This is a genomic window from Alteromonas sp. AMM-1, from assembly GCF_047290655.1.
Taxonomy (GTDB): domain Bacteria; phylum Pseudomonadota; class Gammaproteobacteria; order Enterobacterales; family Alteromonadaceae; genus Alteromonas; species Alteromonas mangrovi.
On sequence record NZ_JBLBUE010000049.1, the window covers coordinates 1 to 22643 of the forward strand.

Annotated in this window: 18 protein-coding genes and 2 tRNA genes; 12 read left to right on the top strand and 8 right to left on the bottom strand. The window is 47.5% G+C overall.

The annotated features are described in order from the left end of the window. Window positions 1-26 precede the first annotated feature (26 nt). The 8 genes from ACLR2L_RS10100 to ACLR2L_RS10135 all read left to right on the top strand — a co-directional run bounded on the left by ACLR2L_RS10100 (window position 27) and on the right by ACLR2L_RS10135 (window position 9028). Window positions 27-111, top strand: a tRNA-Leu gene (locus tag ACLR2L_RS10100). Window positions 112-134: 23 nt separating this feature from the next. Continuing rightward, window positions 135-211 (top strand) — tRNA-Pro (locus tag ACLR2L_RS10105). Between the two features lie 243 nt (window positions 212-454). Beyond that, window positions 455-1759, top strand: coding sequence for a trigger factor (tig, locus tag ACLR2L_RS10110; protein WP_140959748.1), 1305 nt, complete (start codon window positions 455-457; stop codon window positions 1757-1759). Window positions 1760-1857: 98 nt separating this feature from the next. Then, entirely contained in the window at window positions 1858-2484 is a 627-nt protein-coding gene (clpP, locus tag ACLR2L_RS10115) for an ATP-dependent Clp endopeptidase proteolytic subunit ClpP (protein ID WP_140959746.1), read from the top strand. Between the two features lie 62 nt (window positions 2485-2546). Next, on the top strand, window positions 2547-3821 hold the full coding sequence (gene clpX / locus ACLR2L_RS10120; protein WP_413367919.1) for an ATP-dependent protease ATP-binding subunit ClpX: 1275 nt from the start codon (window positions 2547-2549) through the stop codon (window positions 3819-3821). A gap of 174 nt (window positions 3822-3995) precedes the next feature. After that, window positions 3996-6353 carry an endopeptidase La gene (gene lon, locus ACLR2L_RS10125; RefSeq protein ID WP_140959742.1) on the top strand — a complete coding sequence of 786 codons (2358 nt, stop codon included), beginning with the start codon at window positions 3996-3998 and terminating at the stop codon, window positions 6351-6353. Window positions 6354-6680: 327 nt separating this feature from the next. After that, window positions 6681-6953 (top strand): nucleoid-associated protein HU-beta, encoded by a 273-nt coding sequence (gene hupB / locus ACLR2L_RS10130; RefSeq protein ID WP_140959740.1) that lies wholly within the window; start codon window positions 6681-6683, stop codon window positions 6951-6953. A gap of 188 nt (window positions 6954-7141) precedes the next feature. Continuing rightward, entirely contained in the window at window positions 7142-9028 is a 1887-nt protein-coding gene (locus tag ACLR2L_RS10135) for a SurA N-terminal domain-containing protein (RefSeq protein WP_413367922.1), read from the top strand. 582 nt (window positions 9029-9610) lie between these two features. Here ACLR2L_RS10135 and ACLR2L_RS10140 read toward each other — a convergent pair. The 8 genes from ACLR2L_RS10140 to rpsT all read right to left on the bottom strand — a co-directional run bounded on the left by ACLR2L_RS10140 (window position 9611) and on the right by rpsT (window position 16360). Next, on the bottom strand, window positions 9611-10126 hold the full coding sequence (locus ACLR2L_RS10140; RefSeq protein ID WP_413367924.1) for a DUF6265 family protein: 516 nt from the start codon (window positions 10124-10126) through the stop codon (window positions 9611-9613). Window positions 10127-10135: 9 nt separating this feature from the next. Next, window positions 10136-11275 (bottom strand): acyltransferase family protein, encoded by a 1140-nt coding sequence (locus ACLR2L_RS10145; RefSeq protein ID WP_413367926.1) that lies wholly within the window; start codon window positions 11273-11275, stop codon window positions 10136-10138. A gap of 325 nt (window positions 11276-11600) precedes the next feature. After that, window positions 11601-12002 carry a VanZ family protein gene (locus tag ACLR2L_RS10150; protein ID WP_413367928.1) on the bottom strand — a complete coding sequence of 134 codons (402 nt, stop codon included), beginning with the start codon at window positions 12000-12002 and terminating at the stop codon, window positions 11601-11603. 125 nt (window positions 12003-12127) lie between these two features. Continuing rightward, on the bottom strand, window positions 12128-12436 hold the full coding sequence (locus ACLR2L_RS10155) for a DUF1272 domain-containing protein (protein WP_413367930.1): 309 nt from the start codon (window positions 12434-12436) through the stop codon (window positions 12128-12130). A gap of 200 nt (window positions 12437-12636) precedes the next feature. Beyond that, window positions 12637-13059 (bottom strand): polyribonucleotide nucleotidyltransferase, encoded by a 423-nt coding sequence (locus ACLR2L_RS10160; protein WP_140959728.1) that lies wholly within the window; start codon window positions 13057-13059, stop codon window positions 12637-12639. Window positions 13060-13291: 232 nt separating this feature from the next. After that, window positions 13292-15010 carry a GNAT family N-acyltransferase gene (locus ACLR2L_RS10165; RefSeq protein ID WP_413367932.1) on the bottom strand — a complete coding sequence of 573 codons (1719 nt, stop codon included), beginning with the start codon at window positions 15008-15010 and terminating at the stop codon, window positions 13292-13294. A gap of 86 nt (window positions 15011-15096) precedes the next feature. After that, complete coding sequence (locus ACLR2L_RS10170) at window positions 15097-15897, bottom strand: UDP-2,3-diacylglucosamine diphosphatase (protein WP_413367934.1); 801 nt, start codon at window positions 15895-15897, stop codon at window positions 15097-15099. Between the two features lie 199 nt (window positions 15898-16096). Continuing rightward, window positions 16097-16360: a 30S ribosomal protein S20 gene (gene rpsT / locus ACLR2L_RS10175; protein ID WP_413367936.1), complete on the bottom strand. Its 264-nt coding sequence runs from the start codon at window positions 16358-16360 to the stop codon at window positions 16097-16099. Between the two features lie 356 nt (window positions 16361-16716). On the opposite strand from rpsT, the gene ACLR2L_RS10180 reads away from it, so the two are divergent. The 4 genes from ACLR2L_RS10180 to ileS all read left to right on the top strand — a co-directional run. Beyond that, entirely contained in the window at window positions 16717-17154 is a 438-nt protein-coding gene (locus ACLR2L_RS10180) for an HPP family protein (protein WP_413367938.1), read from the top strand. Window positions 17155-17281: 127 nt separating this feature from the next. Next, window positions 17282-18850, top strand: a complete 1569-nt coding sequence (gene murJ / locus ACLR2L_RS10185; RefSeq protein WP_140959718.1) for a murein biosynthesis integral membrane protein MurJ — start codon at window positions 17282-17284, stop codon at window positions 18848-18850. Window positions 18851-18925: 75 nt separating this feature from the next. Continuing rightward, the gene (ribF, locus tag ACLR2L_RS10190; RefSeq protein WP_413367940.1) at window positions 18926-19861 is read left to right on the top strand and encodes a bifunctional riboflavin kinase/FAD synthetase; all 936 of its coding nucleotides are present in this window, start codon (window positions 18926-18928) and stop codon (window positions 19859-19861) included. A 50-nt stretch (window positions 19862-19911) separates the two neighbouring features. Beyond that, the coding region (gene ileS, locus ACLR2L_RS10195; protein ID WP_413367942.1) for an isoleucine--tRNA ligase at window positions 19912-22643 on the top strand (2732 nt) is incomplete at its 3' end.

Genomic DNA, 22643 nt, shown 5'->3' on the forward strand with positions numbered 1-22643 from the left:
AAGTCCCATCGTCCACCCCATTTTTCGCGGAAGTGGTGAAATTGGTAGACACGCTGGATTTAGGTTCCAGTGCTTCACGGCGTGAGAGTTCAAGTCTCTCCTTCCGCACCACTTCAGCAAATATCTCTTCGTGTCGGTGAGTGGCGCAGCTTGGTAGCGCACTTGTTTTGGGTACAAGGGGTCGCAGGTTCAAATCCTGTCTCACCGACCATTTATCAGCTTCGCAAATCGCAATTCTGCTGTTTTTATGACCACTCCGCATTTCACTACTGTGAAACTCGTTTTTATCGCTCGACTCTGCATTTAGCAAACTGTATACTACTGCGTCTTTTTATGGCAGCGCACATTAGTAAGCGCGAAGAATCGACCTTTTTCTGCTGGTAAGTAAATCAACACTGCCAAAGGATTAAGGCTGGAAAATAAAGCGTCTTAGGCGCACAGTTGAGGTAATACAATGCAAGTTTCAGTCGAGACGACTCAAGGGTTAGAACGCCGTCTTACTATTACTGTTTCTGCTGAGTCAGTAGATAATGCGGTTAAAGCGCGTTTACAGCAGTTAGCTAAAACCCAGCGTATTAACGGTTTCCGCCCAGGTAAAGTACCAGTAAGCGTAATCAAGAAGCGTTACGGCCAGGCCGTACGTCAGGAAGTTGCTGGTGATGTTATGCAGCAAAACTTCTACCAGGCCATTGTTCAGGAAAAAATCAATCCTGCAGGCATGCCCTCTTTTGAATTAACAAAAGATCAGGACGGTGAAGATTTAGAATTCGTAGCCAAGTTCGAAGTTTACCCTGAAGTAGAAGTGAAGGGCGTAGATGAAATCGAGCTTGAGAAGACTGTTGTTGAGATCAGCGATGCTGACCTGGACAACATGATGGAAACGCTCCAGAAGCAACACGGTGAGTGGAAAGAAGTACGTCGTAAAGCACGTAAAGACGACCGCGTTGTTATCGATTTCGTTGGCACAGTAGACGGTGTAGAGTTTGACGGTGGTAAAGCCGAAGATTTCACGCTGGAGCTGGGCAAAAATCGCATGATCCCTGGTTTCGAAGAGCCACTGGTAGGCGCGAAGAAAGGTGACGAAGTGACTGTTGACGTGACCTTCCCTGAAGATTACCACGCTGAAGCGCTGAAAGGTAAAGCAGCACAATTCGCGGTTACCGTGAAGAATGTTGAAGGCCTGACGCTGCCTAAAGTAGATGAAGAGTTTGCAAAACTGTTCGGTATCGAAGACGGTGATGTAGAAGCATTAAAAGCTGAAGTGCGTAAAAACATGGAACGCGAGCTGAGCACAACACTGAAAAACGAACTGAAAGAAAAAGTGATTGCTAAACTGCTTGAAAAGAACGAGCTGGACGTGCCTGCTGCGTTGATTGAACAAGAAATCAATGCACTGCGTGAGCAAGCCAGACAACGTTTCAGCCAGCAAGGCGGCGGTGCAAACCTGCCAGAACTGCCAGGCGACCTGTTTAAAGATAACGCCAAGCGTCGCGTAACAATTGGATTGTTACTGGGCGAAATCATCAAGCAAAACGAAATTAAAGTCGATCAGGCAAAAGTTGATAGCCTGATTGAAACCATGGCATCTGCTTATGAAGATCCTCAGGAAGTGGTTGAGTACTACAAAAACAACCGTGAACTGATGCAGCAAATGCAAAACGTTGCGCTTGAAGAGCAAGCTATTGAGTGGGTAGTGAGCAAAGCAAAAACTACCGACGTAGCAAAAGCGTTTGACGAGGTTATGAACAAACAGGGGTAATTTTACACTCCTACATTGACTTAACCTACAAGCAACTGTTTAAATGCTCGGTCTAGTCCGAGCATTTTTATTTCTGTTAGTACGTAAGGTATCGCAAAATGCATAGCCCATTTGATCCGATGAACGCTCTGGTCCCCATGGTTGTTGAACAAACCGCTAAAGGAGAGCGTTCTTACGATATATATTCGCGTCTTTTAAAGGAAAATGTGATTTTCCTCGTTGGTCAGGTAGAGGATCACATGGCCAATCTTATCGTCGCGCAAATGCTGTTTCTGGAAGCAGAAAACCCAGAAAAAGACATCTTCCTCTACATCAACTCTCCTGGCGGCTCTGTTACTGCAGGCATGGCCATTTATGACACCATGAATTTTATTAAGCCCGACGTAAGCACAGTATGTGTAGGTCAGGCTGCCAGCATGGGTGCGTTCTTGTTATCAGGCGGTGCTAAAGGCAAGCGTTATTGTTTACCTAATGCCCGCGTAATGATTCACCAGCCATTAGGTGGTTTCCAGGGGCAGGCATCTGATTTTGAAATCCACGCCCGTGAAATTTTAAGCATAAAAGAGAAGTTAAATCGTTTGATGGCCCAGCATACCGGGCAGGATTATGAGACAGTCGCTAAGGATACAGATCGCGACAACTTTTTGAGTGCGCTAGAAGCCAAAGAATACGGGCTAATCGATCAGGTTTTAACAAATCGATCTGACGCAAAGGCTGCTAAGTAGTATAGTTATATAAGCCCGGTGTTATTGACTACGTTTGCCGGGCAGTATAGAGGCAATAATCTATGAGCGATAAACAAAGCGACGGCGACAATAAACTTCTGTATTGCTCGTTCTGTGGCAAAAGCCAGCACGAGGTCAGAAAGCTTATCGCCGGTCCCTCGGTGTTCATCTGCGACGAGTGTGTAGAGTTGTGCAACGATATTATTCGTGAAGAGATCAAGGAGATCGCGCCGAATAAACAAAAGCAGAACTCACTGCCCAAACCACAGGAAATTCATGCGCACCTGAACGACTACGTAATTGGTCAGGAGCATGCAAAGAAAGTTCTGTCGGTTGCGGTATACAACCATTACAAGCGATTGCGTAATGGCGATGTGCACGATGGCGTTGAACTGGGCAAAAGCAACATTCTGCTGATTGGTCCAACAGGTAGTGGTAAAACATTATTGGCTGAAACGCTTGCGCGTTTGTTGGATGTGCCGTTTACCATGGCAGATGCAACCACGTTAACCGAAGCCGGTTATGTGGGTGAAGACGTTGAGAACATAATTCAGAAACTGCTGCAAAAATGCGATTACGATGCAGAAAAAGCCCAGCGCGGTATTGTATACATCGATGAAATTGACAAAATCAGCCGTAAGTCAGATAACCCCTCAATTACGCGGGATGTCTCCGGTGAAGGTGTGCAGCAGGCGTTGTTGAAACTGATTGAAGGTACCGTTGCGTCGGTCCCACCGCAAGGTGGTCGTAAGCATCCTCAGCAGGAATTTCTGCAGGTCGATACATCCCGCATCCTGTTTATTTGCGGCGGTGCATTCGCCGGTTTGGACAAAGTGATCGATCAGCGTGCAAGTGCAGGCGGCGGTATTGGATTTGGCGCAGAAGTGAAATCCAAGGAAAACAAAAAGGCTATTTCCGAATTGTTCCGTCAGGTTGAGCCGGAAGATCTGGTGAAGTATGGACTAATTCCTGAATTCATCGGTCGTTTACCCGTGGTAACCAGCTTAGATGAGCTCAACGAAGAAGCGTTAATACAGATTCTGAAAGAGCCGAAGAATGCAATTACCAAACAGTACGCTGCGTTATTTGCAATGGAAGACACTGAGCTGGAGTTCCGTGAAGATGCATTGTTTGCGATTGCCAAGAAAGCGATGCAGCGCAAAACCGGTGCTCGTGGATTGCGTTCAATTGTTGAGGCTGTGCTTCTGGAAACTATGTACGAGTTACCGTCAATGGACAATGTAAGTAAAGTAGTGATTGACGAGACCGTAATCAAAGGTGAGTCCAAGCCGATTCTCATTTACGACAATTCGGAAAAAAAAGCTGTAAGTGAATAATACTCCACTACATTTAAAAAGGCCTGCGGGCCTTTTTTTATTTCTGATATCCGGGAATAGTTACTGCTTTTGCGCAAGCTTTGCAGTAGATTACACAAAAGATGCCGGGGATTTATTGAACTTTGTTTGCCCATCCCCATATAAAGACACATTAGAAATAATCAGAGAAGAAGTATGACATCAGAGCGAGAGAATCGCATTGAAATACCTGTACTGGCCTTGCGGGACGTGGTTGTGTACCCCCATATGGTCATACCTTTATTCGTTGGACGTGAGAAGTCGATCCGCTGCCTGGAAGCGGCCATGGACAGCGACAAGCAAATTTTCTTAGTGGCTCAGAAAGACGCTGGCATTGATGAGCCTGATACCGGCGATATTTATAACGTAGGGACTATTGCGACCATTCTGCAACTGCTTAAATTGCCAGACGGAACCGTAAAAGTACTGGTTGAAGGGAATGTTCGTGGCGAAGTGTCTGACTACATTCAAACCGAACCTTTCTTTGTGGCGGGCATTAATCGCCTGAGTGACGAAGCCCTACCAGAGAGTGAACAGGAAGTACTGATTCGCTCTGCGGTGTCACAGTTTGAAGGCTACGTTAAGCTCAACAAAAAGATTCCTCCGGAAGTACTCACCTCATTAAACGGAATTGATGATGCTGCTCGTCTGGCTGACACCATGGCAGCGCATATGCCACTTAAACTGGTAGAAAAGCAGAAAGTACTTGAGATGCGTGGTGTAAACGAGCGCCTTGAGTACTTAATGGCGCTAATGGAAGGCGAAATCGATTTGCTGCAGGTGGAAAAGAAGATCCGCACCCGCGTTAAAAAGCAAATGGAGAAGTCGCAGCGCGAGTACTATTTGAATGAGCAAATGAAAGCCATTCAAAAAGAACTGGGTGAACTGGACGACGCGCCTGACGAGTTTGAAGCGCTGAGCAAAAAAATTGAAGAAGCCAAAATGCCGGAAGAGGCAGAAGGCAAGGCCCGGGCAGAACTGCAAAAGTTGAAAATGATGTCGCCTATGTCAGCCGAAGCAACGGTAGTCAGAAGTTATATCGACTGGCTAACCAGCGTGCCATGGCATAAGCGGTCAGCAGTGAAAAAGAATCTGGCCAAAGCCGAAGAGATTTTAAACGCCGACCACTACGGGTTAGAAAAAGTGAAAGAGCGGATTATTGAGTATTTAGCCGTGCAACAGCGTGTGCGTAAGCTCAAAGGACCGATTTTGTGCTTGGTTGGGCCTCCGGGTGTAGGTAAAACGTCATTGGGGCAGTCTATTGCCAAAGCCACGGGTCGTAAGTACGTGCGTATGGCACTTGGCGGCGTGCGTGACGAAGCGGAAATTCGTGGCCACCGCCGCACCTACATTGGATCTTTGCCGGGTAAGCTGATCCAAAAAATGGCCAAAGTGGAAGTGAAAAACCCACTGTTTCTGTTAGACGAAATCGACAAGATGTCGTCAGATATGCGTGGTGATCCTGCGTCAGCGTTATTGGAGGTACTGGATCCGGAGCAAAACAGTAGCTTCAGCGACCATTACCTGGAAGTGGATTACGATTTGTCCGATGTGATGTTTGTTGCCACCTCTAATAGCATGAACATCCCGGGACCGCTGCTCGATCGTATGGAAGTCATTCGTTTGTCTGGCTACACCGAAGATGAAAAGCTTAACATTGCGAAGCGCCATTTGCTGAGTAAACAAATGGAGCGTAATGGCCTGAAGAAAAACGAACTGGAAATCGAAGACTCAGCCATTATTGGAATGATCCGTTACTACACCCGTGAAGCTGGTGTGCGTTCACTTGAGCGCGAGATTTCCAAAGTGTGTCGCAAGGCTGTGAAAGACATTCTGTTAAACAAATCTACCAGTAAAGTTGTGGTGAATCAGGACAACCTGAAAGACTACCTGGGCGTGCAGCGCTTTGATTACGGCAAAGCCGATAAGAACAACCAGATTGGACAGGTGACCGGTTTGGCGTGGACTCAGGTAGGTGGTGACTTACTCACCATTGAGACAACCTCTGTGCCTGGTAAAGGCAAAATGACATCAACCGGCTCATTGGGTGATGTTATGCAGGAGTCGATTCATGCAGCGATGACCGTCGTACGCTCTCGCGCTGAGAAGCTGCGTATCAACGGTGACTTCTACGAGAAACGGGATATTCACGTGCACGTTCCTGAAGGTGCTACTCCTAAAGATGGCCCCAGTGCAGGTATAGCCATGTGTACGGCATTGGTGTCGTCGTTAACCGGTAATCCGGTGAAATGTGATGTTGCTATGACCGGTGAAATTACCCTGCGCGGTGAAGTGCTGGCGATTGGTGGTTTAAAAGAAAAACTACTGGCGGCGCACAGAGGCGGGATTAAAACGGTGATTATCCCTAAAGATAATGAACGCGATCTGGAAGAAATTCCGGAAAATGTTAAACGCGACCTGTCTATTCACCCGGTCCAGTGGATTGATGATGTACTGGATTTAGCATTACAGGAACCTGTAGAAAGCTTTGAACCCGTTGCGTTAAACGGCTAAAACTTATCCATGTAAAAACCATGCCGCGCCAGTCTGCACAGGGCTTGCGTGGCTTTTTTGTTTGTATTTGTTTAAAAAGTGTCCAGATGGCGTATTAAAAGTCATTTTTTTTAACTTTAGGGGCTTCAAAGTCAGAAAAGTTGTGTTACCTTAACTGCTGTATTCGCTTGAAGCCTTGTCACTAAAGGGATGGCAGCGATTCAATAATAAGTTAAAAAATTGTAAAGCTTGGCTTGATGTTACTGATTAAGCTTGCTATAACGTCTGTGCATTGAATTAATGTTTTTGCGGACGAGAGCATAATAACAAACGAAGGGGATCTTAAAAGTGAACAAGTCTCAACTCATCGATAAAATTGCTGCTGGTGCAGATATTTCTAAAGCTGCTGCTGGCCGTGCATTAGACGCTTTTACTGACGCGGTAACTGACGCGCTGAAAGATGGCGATCAAGTAGCACTGGTTGGTTTTGGTACTTTCTCTGTAAGAGAGCGCTCTGCACGCAGTGGTCGTAATCCTCAAACTGGTGAGACTATCGAAATTGCTGCAGCTAAAGTGCCTTCTTTCAAAGCTGGTAAAGCACTGAAAGACGCTTGTAACTAATAAGCAGTCAGATTTTTGAAAAGGCGATGGAACTCCATCGCCTTTTTTATTGGTATCGACATAAGGAATGTCGTTCCAGCATTCTATCCGGGTGAATGTTAGGCTATAATCCCGGCTTATTTTGCCGAGACTGCAATCATTGTGGTGTGGACTCGGGTAGCGGTATGTAACGGAGTTAGAATCGAGTCATGCTAGAAAGAATCAGAGAAGGTTCTCAAGGCCCTTGGGCGATGGCTATCATTGTACTGATAGTGTTGAGTTTCGTTTTGGCAGGCGTTAGCAGTTATGTCACATCTTCAGGTGTGACTGCGGCGGCTGAAGTAAACGGTGAAGAAATTAGCCAACAAGATGTTGAGCGTGCCTACCAGTCGCAACGTGCGCGTCTTGAAGCGCAATTTGGCGAAGGTATTGGCGCCTTGTTTAGCGATGAAAATTACCTGCGTGATTTTCGCTTAAACGTGCTGGACCGCTTAATTGCCGATACGCTGGTATTGCAAAAAGCAGATGAGTTGGGCTTACGTGTATCCGACAAGCAAATTCGCGAAGCGATTGTGCAGATGCAAGAGTTCCAGACTGCGGGCACTTTCGACAACGAACGTTATTTAATGCTGTTGCGTCAGAATGGTTTCCAGCCTGCAACGTTCAGCGATTACATGCGTCAGCAGATGACCCGCGAGCAATTGGCTCGTGCAGTAAGTGCAAGTGACTTTGCCTTGCCAGCCGAGATTACACTGGCTAACGCGCTGCAACAGCAAACGCGCAACGCAGAATACCTGATTGTTGATTCCGCGCCATTTGCGTCATCGGTTGAAATCACCGAAGAAGATGTGAATACCTATTACGAATCGAATCTGGCTCAGTTTGACACCCAGGAAAAAGTGGATATTGCCTATGTGGTATTGTCTGTGGACGACCTGAAAGGCGATGTCACTGTAACTGACGGCGAGATTGAGCAGTATTACACTGAAAACAGTGCGTTGTATAAAACCACTGAAGAGCGTCGGGTATCACACATTCTAATTGAATTTGGCGACGACGAAGCGGCTGCGAAAGACAAAGTGGAAGCTCTGGCCGCAGAGCTGGCGAATGGGGCTGATTTTGCTGCATTGGCAATGGCTAATTCTGCAGATACATTCACTGCCGATAATGGCGGCGACCTGGATTTTCTGACTCAGGGTATGATGGACCCAGCGTTCGATGATGCGGCTTTTGCCCTTGCGAATGTAGGCGATGTATCAGACGTAGTTAAAACAGAATTTGGTTATCACCTGATTAAACTTACTGATATCAAGCCAGAAGAAGTTACTCCGCTGGCCGACGTAAGCGACGACATTCGCGCGCAACTGGCAACGGACAAAGCTACCGACCGTTTCTATGCCCTGCAATCTGAAATGGCGAATCTGGCCTTTGAAGTTGCTGATACGCTGGAAGATGTTGCTGGTGTAGCTAATAAGTCGGTGCAAAAAACCGGATTGGTAAATGCGCAGATGGTACCTGCGCCGTTGAATGTGCCTGCGGTAACCAGTCGCGTATTTGATCCCGCGTTTATCGAGGAAGGTTTGAACAGTGATTTGATTGAGCTGAACGATGACACAGTGGCGTTTGTTCGAATCGCTGGGCATGAACCTCAGCGCACTCAATCGCTGGATGAAGTTCGCACTCGTATTCTGGCGCAACTGCGTGCAGACAAAGCTCAGCAAGCGGCAGTAGAATGGGCCACTAATGTGGTTGAACAGCTGAAAGCTGGCGAGACGCCATCGTTGGAGCTGGGTGATGTTACCTTGTCATGGGAAAGCAAAGAAGCGCTTACCCGTAATAGTGGAGAGCTGCCTCGTGCCATGGTTGAAACCTTGTTTACGCTGGGCAACGCCGCGCCAAACAATATCGACATTGCGGAACTGGGTTCAGGTGATGTAGGCATTGTTAAGGTAACCGCGGTTAATCAGCCAGCAGCGCTCGCGGAAGAAGACAGCGCTGCATTAGCCCAGCAAATTGCTACCGCTAATGCGCAAACCGGCTATCAGGCGTTTATTGACGCACTGCGTAATGCCGCAGACGTGAAGATTAATTTATAATCGCAACACACGTGTTTAACAACAAAGGCCACCTTCGGGTGGCCTTTTGTTTTGGTGCTGTTCCCACTAATTTTAACCACACGCTTTTTTATCGTAGAAACTGCGCCAGAACACAGGCGCCCGGCAAACTCATCCATATACAGGTAAGTAGCATGATTGGGCGGGCAAAGACGATGATAAAGGGAGCCCCGGTCAGGCTTGCTCACACCGGCTCCTTTATGTGCGCGGAAACACCGGTTTCCTGTTTAAAGCCCGGCATTGTACCTATAACCCTTGGCGAATCACCAAATGGCGGCGGTTATTATCTGGCGTTAACTTTGAGTAACGAAATACATCAACGTAAAAAAGGCTGCAATTACCGAAGAGAAAATAAAAATATATTTAAAACCCTGTTTGCCATCAGCCAGGCTGTAGCGGTTAAATTTCAAATAACCAATCCAAACCAGGCTTAATATTAATGGCAGCAGAATAATGATTCTTAACATAATTATGGATTAACCTTTTACCAGTGCTCTTTGTACGAACAATACGTTAATTCAGATTGCTAATGTGCAGTCTATTCTGCGCGATGCGTCACGCATTCTACGGCGTACTTACGCGCGTGTAGTGAAACTTATGTTCGGTTATTTTGTCATTATCTTCAATGGCAACATAGATATTCATGGTGTTGTCATCCATGCGCTGAAGGGTTAAACCATTAAAGTAGGCTGTGCTATCGGTGAGTTTAACCAGCCGAAAGTCGACCGACTCTTCTTTTTCTTCCCAGCCGGTCAGGTCGCCGCTGAAATGCTTCAGCCGAAACACCAGCGACCCTTCTTGCTCTACTATGGTCTCAAGTTCGTAGAATTCCACTGTGTCATCTACAACCAGCTTAAATGCGCCCATCATGGAGTCGCCAAGGGGAGTGGACCACACTTCTTCAACTACGCCACCAAACGCATTACCGCGCCAATGACCAGCCAGCCATGCAACTGCCTCTAATGTGGCAGCCGGAGAAGGGGTTTGATTGTCTACCTGCATCACATTGGGCAGCGGCTCGTCTGCTTCGGCATCGACGTTCAATAAACCGATAAACAACACAACCAGCAGGGCTCTCATTTTATTGTCCTAATGTTGAGCAGGGGGTAATGGTTTCATGCCAAACAACCTGCGTGTAAGTGTAAACGGTCGAATTATAACGTAACAGCTTGCAGCACAAATAGCGAATGAGACTACTAACAGCGTGATTGATTTAACGGAAATCGTAGTTGGCCATTGAACAATATAATAGGCAAGCGTCACAATAATGGTTTGATGCAATATGTAGAAAGGGAAGATGAGTGAATTGGCAGTACGAAGCCAGGCTGGCGAAGATATGCAATACGCACTGGCATAGCCGGTGAGGGTTAGCATTGCTGACCAGGATACCAATGAACACATAACCCACCAAAGCGCCCAGCGGACTTCCAGAGACGCATAATTGCTAAAATCAATCAGGTAATAGGCATAGAATAAACAAGAACACACAGCCATTGCTGTGGCGCTGGTTCGCCTGTGTAGTGCGAGAGATTGCCAAAGGTTGGGACTACTCATAAATAGCAATCCTGACAGGAAAAACAGACCGTAGAAGGCAGAGAGCGCCAGGTTGTCGATACCGTGTCCCTCATTGACTGTTGTTGCTTTGAGCCAGCAACGTATGGCTATAATGAATAATACCAAAGCAAATAAGCCTAATCGAAAGCGGGCTATACGCGCTATCCACATGGTAAAAGCACCTCCCATTGCACTCCTGAGCCAGGCATTTACCGGGATCGCAATGCACATAAACACGATTAGGAATTCGAGAAACCACAAGTGATTCGGCTCGAATGCCAGTAATCGCTGGCGGTAGGCATCCATTAAGCCGTTATACTGTTCAGGGTGTTCGAAGTATTCTTGAGGCGGCACAATCAGCATCATGCCAACAAAAAACGGTACCACCAGCCGTAAGAGCTTATTTTTTAGAAACGCCCAGGCGGATGCACGCTGCAACAATAAATAGCTTCCCGCACCAGCAATAAAGAACAGCACGGGCAATCGAATTTGCTCAAAATACACCATAATGTCGTCCAGTAATTTACTGGAATCGGTATTAGTAATGTGCCAGTCGTCTCCATTAAACGGCATAAAAACGTGATGAAGGAATACCGCCAGGATCAGAATTACCCGCAACCAATCCAGTTCGTAGTAGCGTTTGCTAGCCCGAATGGGCAGGGTATTGCTGCTCATATTCCAATCCTTGTGTTAACACTGATTCCAGGCTGTACTATACCCACTTTCAATTTACGGTAGCGTATTGAATTGTTAGGAAATAATTCAACAGTTCTGTTTTGCTGTTAAACAAGCGAATAACGCCACTATGCATCCGGATGAGCTACGCCTTATAAAGTGAATCATGATGCCGCTAAAACGGTAACATTGAAGCCAACATTAGACATGGAATCTATTGGTTTGGCGGCAATGTCGATTTGGCGCTACGTATTTGATTGTAGAATGGCTAAGCAGGGGCAATCGGCAAGCAAAACCGGAACTGCGGAGTCCGAATAATCAGGCTTCATGATTGCCAGGGCGGTATGTTATCCCGCCAGCCACGGTAGAGTGAATACGCCAATGATGCAGTGGCAATACCGGCTGCATCTGCAAGCCAGTCTACTATGTCGAATGTTCGGGTTGAAATAAACAGCTGGCTCAATTCTTCGCCGGTTACAAACAATGTCACAATCGCGCTGGCAATAAATATCTCGCGTCCGGCCAGGAGAATAGTTCGCCCGCCTGATGCGGCTATCAGTAAAAATGACAAGGTGCCAAACAGCCCGAAGTGGCCAAGCTTATCTCCGTATGGGATACGCTGAACAAGTTCAAAAAACACGCTGTGTGCACCAGTGTTGGCTAGATAAATAACCCACACAATAAACCCAGTACCCAACACACTTAGCAACGCAAAAAATTTACCCATATCTCACCTGTGTACCTGTTTCTGCATTTCATAGTAGGCAGTAAATCGGGTGCGTTTATGGCGCAATTCAGGCAATTCGGAGTGATTGTAGGGTCATGCGCGTAATATTATGAATATGCGTGACATCACCTGTGTTCAGGGCGAATGTGCTTTATGCCAGATGCGAAATCCCTGAGCTCATCAATAGAATATTCGGTATGCACTCGGATTGTTGACGCGGGTTTGTGCGCAAGGCTTACGCCAGTCCTTCTGGCTATTGTCGGGCGAATGGGTCGTGGCATAAACCCGCCACCACAATTGGGACACACATTGGCTAAAATGTCAGTAACACAGCGAGTGCAAAATGTGCATTCAAAGCTACAAATCATTGCCTCTGTTGAATTTGGCGGTAGATCGATATCACAACACTCACAATTAGGACGTATTTCCAACATGGTTACTCCTTACCCAGGGTGATTAGCCCGCAGTCGCGTCGAATGAATTCACATCATTATTTCGCGGTAATCAAGTGGGGTAAATCGTTGAAGCAGACAAATATCGATAACATTCGGACAGACATCCTGCCTCAGAGTTTGATTGGTTTGTGGGGGAGGGGGGCGAAACGCATTCGCGCGTCTCGCCAGTTAAACAAGCGTTACTGCATTGCAATAAGCTGAGGTGAGTACGTTTTCAATAAACTTGCAATATGGCTTGCATCATTGAGTGACGTTACGGTTAACGGTTCATCAGGGATGTTCAGCGCCGTCTTATTACCAATAACGGCTTTGAGTTTTTGTTCGTCAACTTTGCCGTTTGTGGTAACAGACTCAAGTTCGTCCTCGGTGAGTTGCTGCGTATAACCGTCAGGCAGGTAAATCGTGCCATTTGAAAAATCTACCGCAAACGCAATGACACCAGGTACAAAAAAGAAAAGTAAACCAACCGCATCGAGCAGTACAATACCCGCATCCAATCGGCCGCTCGACTGGCCCTTGCGCTCCGGGTGCAAAATTGTCCCGCAGGCGGTTAAATTAAGGATTAATCCTGTTGAAATCATCATCGCCATTAACTTTTTCATGTTGCTTTCCTCGTTTACTTAAACACGCTGTTTATTTAGGTGAGCAAGCGCAGTGCCAATTGGTTTGTTGTGCAGGAATAAGTATTAAAAATCAACGCGTAGAACAAATGTAACGAGATGTCGTTAGATACGAATACACCGGGATACAGGCAGTAATCGGAGTATTTTTCACAGGATGTGTAATATTTGCGATACGCGTCAGGGCAGTACATGACTGCCCAGTTGGGGATGACTAAGCGCTTTCAGCTAATTGGTGAGATTGCAGGTAGCGTTTGCGTTTTTTCGGCAGTAGCTTATCGGTATCAACCACCACTAACCCATCAATACAATCACAGAAGTCAGGATCAATGTTGAAATCGAGGAAGGCTACGCCATCGTGCTCGCATACTTCGGTGTATTGCTTGTAAAGAGTAGGTACGTTTACGCCCATGTTGGCTAGTAAGTGCTTGAGTTGAGTGAACTCTTTTTTGTAATCATTACCCGAAAATTCTTTAAGGCTATCGCCAGGCGGTGCAAATGGGATCCTGGCGGTTGCTTCCCCAAATTTTGCCGGGAAATAGGTTTGATAAAACTGCACTATTAAATGCTTGGCTGGCAGCGGATAGCTGTTGCTCAAACTCACCGGGCCGAACAAATACCGGTAGTGAGGGTAGCGGCTTAAAAACGCCCCAATACCAAACCACAGATAATCCAGGCTGCGTTTGCCCCAATAGCGCGGTTGCACAAAGCTGCGGCCAAGTTCCAGTCCCGATTCGAACAGGGCCGGGTTTTCGCTGGCGTAGTTGAATAATGTAGCAGAATACAGGCCGGTCTCGTGCCCTGGCTGCGATAATCGCTGAGCATCACCAAAGCGGTAAGCACCCACAATTTCAAGGTCCTGATCGTCCCACAATATCAGATGGTAGTAATGGTTATCGTATCGGTCGACATCGCGTCGTTGCAACGTACCTTCACCCACGGCCCGAAATGCAATTTCACGCAGGCGACCAATTTCGCGCATGATCACCGAACTACCTTTGTGCAAGTACAAATAAATGTGTTTGCCGTCTGACGTCTCGCCCAGGTGCTCACACTGGCGAATCGCACGGGACAGCTCCTTTCTGTCTTCAGGCATGGCAATCGCTGCCTGCGTTGTGAATACCCCTTTTCTGTTAGTACCCACACTGTACAAATGGCGCTTAAACAATTTTACCTGGTCGGGCATTGGGATCGACATAGACTGGAAGCTGCTGTAGGGAATTAATTCGCCAATACGCATGGGCAGGGATTTACGACGCTGGTTAAACATTTCTTTTACCAACAACGCGGTTGCCAGTGGCTTATAAATCATGGATACACCGTAAAACAGCGGTGAATTCTTGGCATCTATGAAAATAGGCAGTATCGGCGCTTTGGCGTGGCGGGCTATGCGAAGGAAGCCACTGTGCCAGCGAGTATCCCGCACGCCCTGAGGACGCAAGCGTGACACCTCTCCGGCCGGAAAAATCAGCACTGCACCGTCATTCGCCAGGTGCTCGTGAATCGCGGAGAGATGCTGCTTTGGTGTGCCGCCTTGCATATTATTCACTGGTAACAACATATTCCTGAGTGGCTCAATTGCCATCAGCATTTGGTTGGCAACCACCTTGAGGTCGTGACGAATTTCCGAAATTAGCTTAATTAAAGCCAGGCCGTCTATCGAACCAATCGGGTGATTGGCAATAATAACCACGCGACCTTCGCTGGGGATACGCTCCCGCTCATTATCTCTGATGGAGGTACTTACATTGAAGTATTCCAGCACCTGTTCTACAAAATCGATGTCGTGATAGTGCGGATAGGTGCGTCCGAATTCTGATATCTCTCTTTCGTGCAGCAGGTGACGTAGTACAAAACACAGGGGTTTGTTCAGGATGCGGTTGTTGGCAACCTGCGGATAATACTCATTGATTAGACCGTCTACAGTAAACATATTCAGTACACCTTTGCTATTTTCGCCACACGATATCAACCTAATGTGACGAAAAAAGCACAGTTGTATGTCACTTATTTTACAGCTTAAGCTGCCTGATTACCGTTCACAAAATCAGCAAGTACCGATACCGTCGCCTTTTGCTTGAGGTATTCGTTAAAGTGGAACAACGACAATTCTCCACTCATGTCTTCCACCAGTGCTGAACAGTTTTCAATCCAATCGCCATCGTTAATGTAATGAATGCCATTTACCATTAGCGATTCCGGGTGATGAATATGGCCGCAAATTATGCCATCCAGACCTTTTGCCTTAGCGTAATCACATCCTGCGGTGCGATAGCGTTCAATGGCTTTATTGGCCCCTTTGATGTGTTGCTTAATATAGCCAGCCAGTGACCAGTAATGCCTGTTGCGCCAGGCACGGAATCGGTTGTACCAACGGTTTAAAAACAGCAGTAAATCGTAGCCCTTATCGCCAATCCAGGCATGAAATTTACCCAGTGTCACATCGGTATCAAATTGGTCGCCATGCAACACCAGATATTGCTTGCCTTCAGCCGTTACGTGTACAATTTCGCGCTCTATTTGAATATCGCCAAATGTCATACCGGCGTATTTCTGTATGGGAGCATCGTGATTGCCTGGCAGATATATTACGCGAGTGCCATTGTTGCTCATGTACATGATTTTATGCATCACGCGGTTATGGGCTTCCGGCCAGCGAAACTGCTTTTCCATCTGCCACATGTCTACAATATCGCCTACCAAATACAGTGTATCAACAGAGATATTGTGAAGAAATTCAAGTAAGTATTCTGCTTTACAGTCTTTGTTGCCCAAATGAATATCAGACAGCCATACTGCTTTGTAATGGAGCTTTGGCATCACGTCACCCTGCTGGTTTAATGTGGTTTCGCTGGGTTTACTTTAGTGGAACCAATTGACAGTTAAGTGACGTCTGTTTGACGTTTCGGTGACGAGTTATTGAACGTTACGTGACACCGAGCGGAAGGGCATAATGGGTGGTAAACAGGCATAAAAAAAGCGCCTGAAGGCGCTTTTTACACTGTTCGTTAATCGTGGATTAACCCAACGCTTTAACTTGCGCAGCCAAACGGCTCTTGTAACGAGCAGCTTTGTTTTTGTGAATCAAACCTTTAGTAGCCATTCTGTCAAGAATTGGTGTGGCAGCAACCAGTGCAGCCTGCGCAGCTTCTTTATCGCCAGTGGCGATAGCCGCTACTACTTTTTTAATACTTGTACGAGTCATGGAGCGACGGCTGGCGTTATGCTGGCGACGCTTTTCGGCTTGAATTGCACGTTTCTTAGCAGACTTAGTGTTAGCCAAGGTGTAACTCCCAGAAAAAATTCATGTCAAAAACGAGGGTGCGGATTGTGCCTAGCTATCGGCTATTTGTCAAACAATTTCTTAAATAAGCCTTGCATTAATCTGGCGGGCGTTACAATACCTGTACCGCGGCTAAAATAAAAGCCTTTAAACACGTGTACATAGCATTATGGCCCAGGAATATGACTGTTGTTCTGCGGAATGGGATTTTTTGTGAAATTAGCTGTGTTTCGGAACCTGCGGAGTTGATACAGGTCACAACGTAAGAGTCTGTGAATGCGTACACTGTGGAACAGAAAAATACGTAGCCAGCAAGCGTTGAAATCTGGCTAACGAAAAAAATGAAAGGATTAAATATGCTTACTGTTGCCGATATCATGACCTGCCCGGTGCTTCAATTACACGAGGGTAATACCCTCCACGATGCCCATTACATTACGCGTCATCGGGGCATTCGACATCTGCCAGTGGTGAACAAGGACACCAAGGCAATTGTGGGAGTGGTTACGCAGAAAAGTCTGGTTGCAAAAGTCATGAGTTTACTGGTGTTATACGGTAATGACGCGCTGGAACAGCACGAAAAAGATACCAACATTATGGAAGTTGCTGTGTTGGATTTTGACACCGTGAAGGCAAGCGATTTCATTCGCGATGTCGCGCCGTTCTTTTTGCGTAATAAACATGGCTGTCTGCCGGTGGTTGATGATCACAAGCAGGTTATTGGTATCGTTACTTCTACCGATTTCGTAAATTTATCGATGATGTTGATCGACAAAATGGATAAGCTCGGATAATCCCATTCAATCTGGTTGATAAATGGCACTGCTTGCACAATGAGCATTAGCTTAACCTGCTGACTTTACGCTAGAATGGCGATACTTGTTGGTATTGGTTGGGCGCTTCGCCCTGAATGGAACTGCTGTGTCGAGGAAGTTAATTAAGTCAGGCCTGATTGTTAGCACGATGACCTTGCTGTCTCGTGTGCTGGGCCTGATCCGTGATGTGGTTATTGCAAAATTGATGGGCGCCGACGCGTCCGCCGATGTGTTTTTCTTTGCCAATAAAATCCCCAACTTTTTGCGACGACTATTCGCCGAAGGCGCATTTGCCCAGGCCTTTATTCCTGTACTGACTGAAGTACACGCCGAAAAAGACGATGCCAAATTAAAAGCGTTCGTAGCCTATGTTTCAGGAACGCTGGGCGCTATCGTTTTTGTAACAGCCCTTATTGGGGTGGTGTTATCGCCAGTGATGACCGCGCTGTTCGGTACAGGCTGGTTCATTGATTATCTCAACGATGAACCGGGTGGCGAGAAATTTGAACTGGCAAACACCATGTTAAAAATTACCTTTCCGTACATTGCGTTTATTTCGTTAACCGGTTTGTCGGGCGCCATTCTCAATACTCTCAATAAGTTCGCGGTAGCCTCGTTTACACCAGTATTACTGAACGTGTGTATTATCGGCTGCGCCTGGTTACTGGCTCCGCAAATGGAGCAACCCGCCTTTGCTCTGGCCTGGGGCGTTTTCCTGGGCGGTATTGTGCAACTGGGGTTTCAGTTACCGTTTTTGTATCGTGCAGGCCTGTTGGTTAAACCCAAATGGGGATGGCATGATCCCGGTGTAATCAAAGTGCGCACCCTGATGATTCCTGCGCTGTTTGGTGTATCGGTGGGGCAAATTAACCTGTTACTCGACACCTTCATTGCCAGCTTTCTGGTAACCGGTTCGATTAGCTGGCTGTATTATTCAGACCGCCTGCTGGAATTCCCGCTTGGCCTGTTTGGCATTGCCATCGCCACGGTAATTCTGCCTACGTTGTCGCGCAATCACGTTGGCAAAGACGAAAGTGGCTTTTCCGGTAACATGGACTGGGCAGTGCGCATGATTTGTTTGCTGGGCATTCCTGCCGCCACCGGATTAGGGGTGTTAGCCGAGCCCATTCTGGCGGTGATTTTCCAGCGCGGAGCCTTCACTGCCGAAACAACCCGCATGGCGTCGTACAGTCTTACCGCCTATTCCTTTGGATTACTGAGCTTTATGTTAGTAAAGGTATTGGCGCCAGGTTATTACTCACGTCAGGACACCAAAACACCGGTAAAATACGGCATTTGGTGTATGGCAGCCAATATGGTGTTAAACCTGATTTTTGCCATTCCTTACGGTTACATTGGTCTTGCGATTGCTACCAGCTTGTCGGCAACACTGAATGCGGGGTTGTTATATATGGGCCTGCATCGTCAAAACGTATACCGATTCAGTCGGTTAACCCGGGGATTTGTGCTGCGGGTGATGGTAGCTACCTTTGCGATGACGGGGGCTATAGTGTGGATGCAATACGGCGTGGCCTTTACTTCGCTGGTTTTCGAAGAGCAGGTTATCTCGCTGATCCTGACAATCTGTCTCGCCGTTGCGGTGTTTGGCGGCAGCCTGTTTGCGATGGGGATTCGCTTCCGTCATTTTAAATCCCGCAATTTTAACCCCGCTTAGCGATTGGTATTGCGGGCTGGGTAGTTTATAATCGCCGGCTTTGTAGCTTAGTCATCAATAAGGTTGTAATGCATTGTGGAGCTAATTCGGGGCCTGAATAATCTGAAAGCCAGTCATTTTGGTTGTGCATTAACCATTGGCAAGTTTGACGGCGTTCACCTTGGTCATCAGGCGGTACTGAAAAACGTTATCCAGCAAGCGCGACGCCTCGGTTTGCCAGCTACCGTAATGGTGTTTGAACCGCACCCTGAGGAAGTATTTACACCCGCTACCGCACCAGCCCGAATCAGCCCACTGGCTGAGAAATATCAGTTGCTGAAAGCGCAAGGGGTTGATCGCTTGTTGTGTGTTCGGTTTAATGCGCAATTCGCTGCACAATCGCCCCAATTGTTCATTGAAAAATGGCTTGTTGGCAAGTTAGGCGTAAAGTTTCTGGTAGTTGGCGATGACTTTCGCTTTGGCAAAGCGCGTCAGGGCGACTTCGATATGCTGGCTGCTGCGGGCACTGAGTACGGTTTTGATGTGGTCAGCACGCAAAGCTTTCGCATGAAAGATTGCCGGATAAGTTCTACCGCCGTGCGTGAAGCGCTGGCCGACAGCAATTTTGAGTTGGCCGAGGATATGTTGGGGCGGCCGTTTTTTATCAGCGGGCGGGTTGTGCATGGCGAAAAGAAAGGCCGAACCATAGGTTTTCCAACCGCCAATGTATTGTTAAACCGTTGCCAAACCCCCATAACAGGCGTGTTTGCAGTTAAACTTACCGTTGCAGGACAAGCGTACAATGGCGTGGCAAACATAGGCTCACGTCCAACGGTGAACGGACAGCGCAAGCAACTGGAAGTGCATATATTTAATTTTAGCGGCCATTTGTATGGTCAGCGTATAACGGTAGTGCCGGTCGAAAAAATTCGTGACGAGCAACGGTTCGATGGATTGGCGGCGCTACAACAACAGATTGCCCGTGATGTTGCCCAGGCACAGCGGATTTTAAAAATGAATACCGACCTGTAAAGGTCTGAAACGGGAACCTCCCGATAACGCGGACGGAAATAACAAACGCTATGAGTGATTACAAAGCCACACTGAATTTGCCGGAAACCGAGTTTCCGATGCGTGGAAACCTGGCCCAACGTGAACCTGAAATGCTGAAAAGCTGGGAACAGCAAGGTTTGTATAAGCAAATTCGTGAAGCCAAAGCCGGTAAAACGCCTTTTGTGCTGCACGACGGCCCCCCGTATGCCAATGGTAATATTCACATTGGTCACGCGGTAAACAAGATCCTCAAAGATATTATTGTCAAGTCTAAAACCCTGTCTGATTTTGATGCGCCTTATGTGCCTGGTTGGGACTGTCACGGTCTGCCCATCGAATTGATGGTAGAGAAAAAAGTGGGCAAGCCCGACGTTAAGGTAACGGCGGCTGAGTTCCGTCAGAAGTGCCGCGACTACGCACAACAGCAAATCGACGGTCAAATGGCAGACTTCAAACGTCTGGGCGTACTGGGTGAATGGGACAACCCATACAAAACCATGGATTTTGCCTCAGAAGCCAATATTGTTCGTGCACTGGGCAAAATCATTGAAGCTGGCCATCTGGAAAAAGGGTTTAAACCTGTTCACTGGTGTACAGACTGCGGCTCAGCACTTGCCGAAGCGGAAGTGGAGTACAAAGACAAAACCTCGCCTGCCATTGACGTGAAATTCCCGTTGGCAGACGTAGCAGTATTTGCTGAGGCATTTGGCGTTAGCGCAGATGAACTGCAAGCGCATAACGCGGGTGTGGTAATTTGGACCACGACCCCATGGACACTGCCTGCTAACCTTGCGGTGAGCTTACATCCGGAATTAGAGTACGCATTGATCGCCCTTGAAGGCGCATCAGATTGGCTGATTGTAGCCAGTGACCTGGCTGAGAGTTGTGCCAAGCGTTACGGTAGCGAGTCGTTCAAGGTGGTAGCAACCTGTGTAGGCAGCGCATTAGACAAAGCGCGTTTACAGCATCCATTCCTGGATAAAACCTCTCTTATCGTACTGGGTGAGCACGTTACTACCGACTCAGGTACAGGCTGTGTTCATACTGCGCCTGCACACGGTGTTGACGACTTTAACGTATGTAAACAATACGACATTGAAGTGTACAACCCGGTTGGCAATAACGGTGTTTATCTGGAAAACACGCCACTGTTTGCTGGTCAGCATGTGTTTAAAGCGAATCAGTCGGTTATCGACACGCTGGTTGAGCATGGCAATCTGGTACTGAACGTAGCGTACGAGCACAGTTACCCGCACTGCTGGCGTCACAAAACACCCATTATTTTCCGTGCCACGCCACAGTGGTTTGTTAGCATGGATAAACTTGGCTTGCGCGAGCAGTCTTTAGAGCAAATTCGCAATACTCAGTGGATCCCGGAATGGGGCGAAAACCGCATCAGTAAAATGGTGGAAGGGCGTCCCGACTGGTGTATTTCCCGTCAGCGTACCTGGGGTGTACCCATTCCTCTGTACGTACACAAGGTATCTGGTGAGCTTCACCCCGATACGTCTGCGTTAATTGAGCAGGTTGCCGCAAACATCGAACAATCAGGCATTCAGGCCTGGTGGGATATCGATGATGCAGCGCTGTTAGGCGCAGATGCTGATCAATACGAAAAAGTAACTGACACCCTGGACGTTTGGTTTGACTCAGGTGTGACGCATTTCTTCGTGGTGGATTGCCGCGATGACATTCCTGCGACAGCGGATTTGTACCTGGAAGGTTCCGACCAACACCGCGGCTGGTTTATGTCGTCACTAATGACTTCTACCGCCATGCACGGCCGTGCGCCGTACAAGCAAGTATTAACTCACGGCTTTACTGTAGATGCTCAGGGCAAGAAGATGTCCAAGTCGCTGGGTAACGTTGTTGCGCCTCAGGAAGTCACTAACAAGCTGGGTGCAGATATCCTGCGTTTGTGGGTAGCATCAACCGATTATCGCGGTGAAATCGCAGTATCGGACGAAATTCTGAAACGCGCCGCCGACAACTATCGTCGTTTGCGCAATACCGCCCGATTCCTGCTGGCAAACCTGAATGGCTTTAATCCGACTACTGATCTGGTGGCAGAGCAGAATATGGTTGCGCTGGACCGCTGGATGGTGACTCGCGCTAAACAACTGCAGGAAGAATTGATTGCCGCCTATGAACGTTATGATCTGCTGGTAGTATCGCAAAAGCTATCGCACTTCTGTTCACTGGATTTAGGCAGCTTCTATCTGGATATCATTAAAGACAGACAGTACACCGCTAAACAAGACAGCGTAGCCCGCCGTTCATGTCAAACCGCTTTGTACCATATCGCCGAAGCGCTGGTTCGCTGGATGGCGCCAATTACCAGCTTTACTGCTCAGGAAATCTGGCAGGAAATGCCGGGTGAGCGCGGTAAATTTGTGTTTACTGAAACCTGGTACAACGGCTTTAACAGCTTTACGCAAGATGGCGCGCTGGACGATGATTTCTGGCAACAGATCATGCTGGTAAAAGATGCGGTTAACCAAGCGCTTGAACAGGCCCGTAAAGCCCAGGTATTGGGTGGTTCGCTGGAAGCCGAGATTACCCTGTACGCCGATGAAGGATTAAAAACGCAACTTAACCTGTTAGGTGATGAACTGCGCTTTGTGTTAATCACGTCTGGTGCATCGGTAAAAGCCCTTGCAGACAAATCTGACGATGCTGTGAAAACAGACGTCTCCGGACTATTTGTTAGTGTTGCAAAAACCGCTGGTGAAAAATGCGTGCGCTGCTGGCATCACCGTGA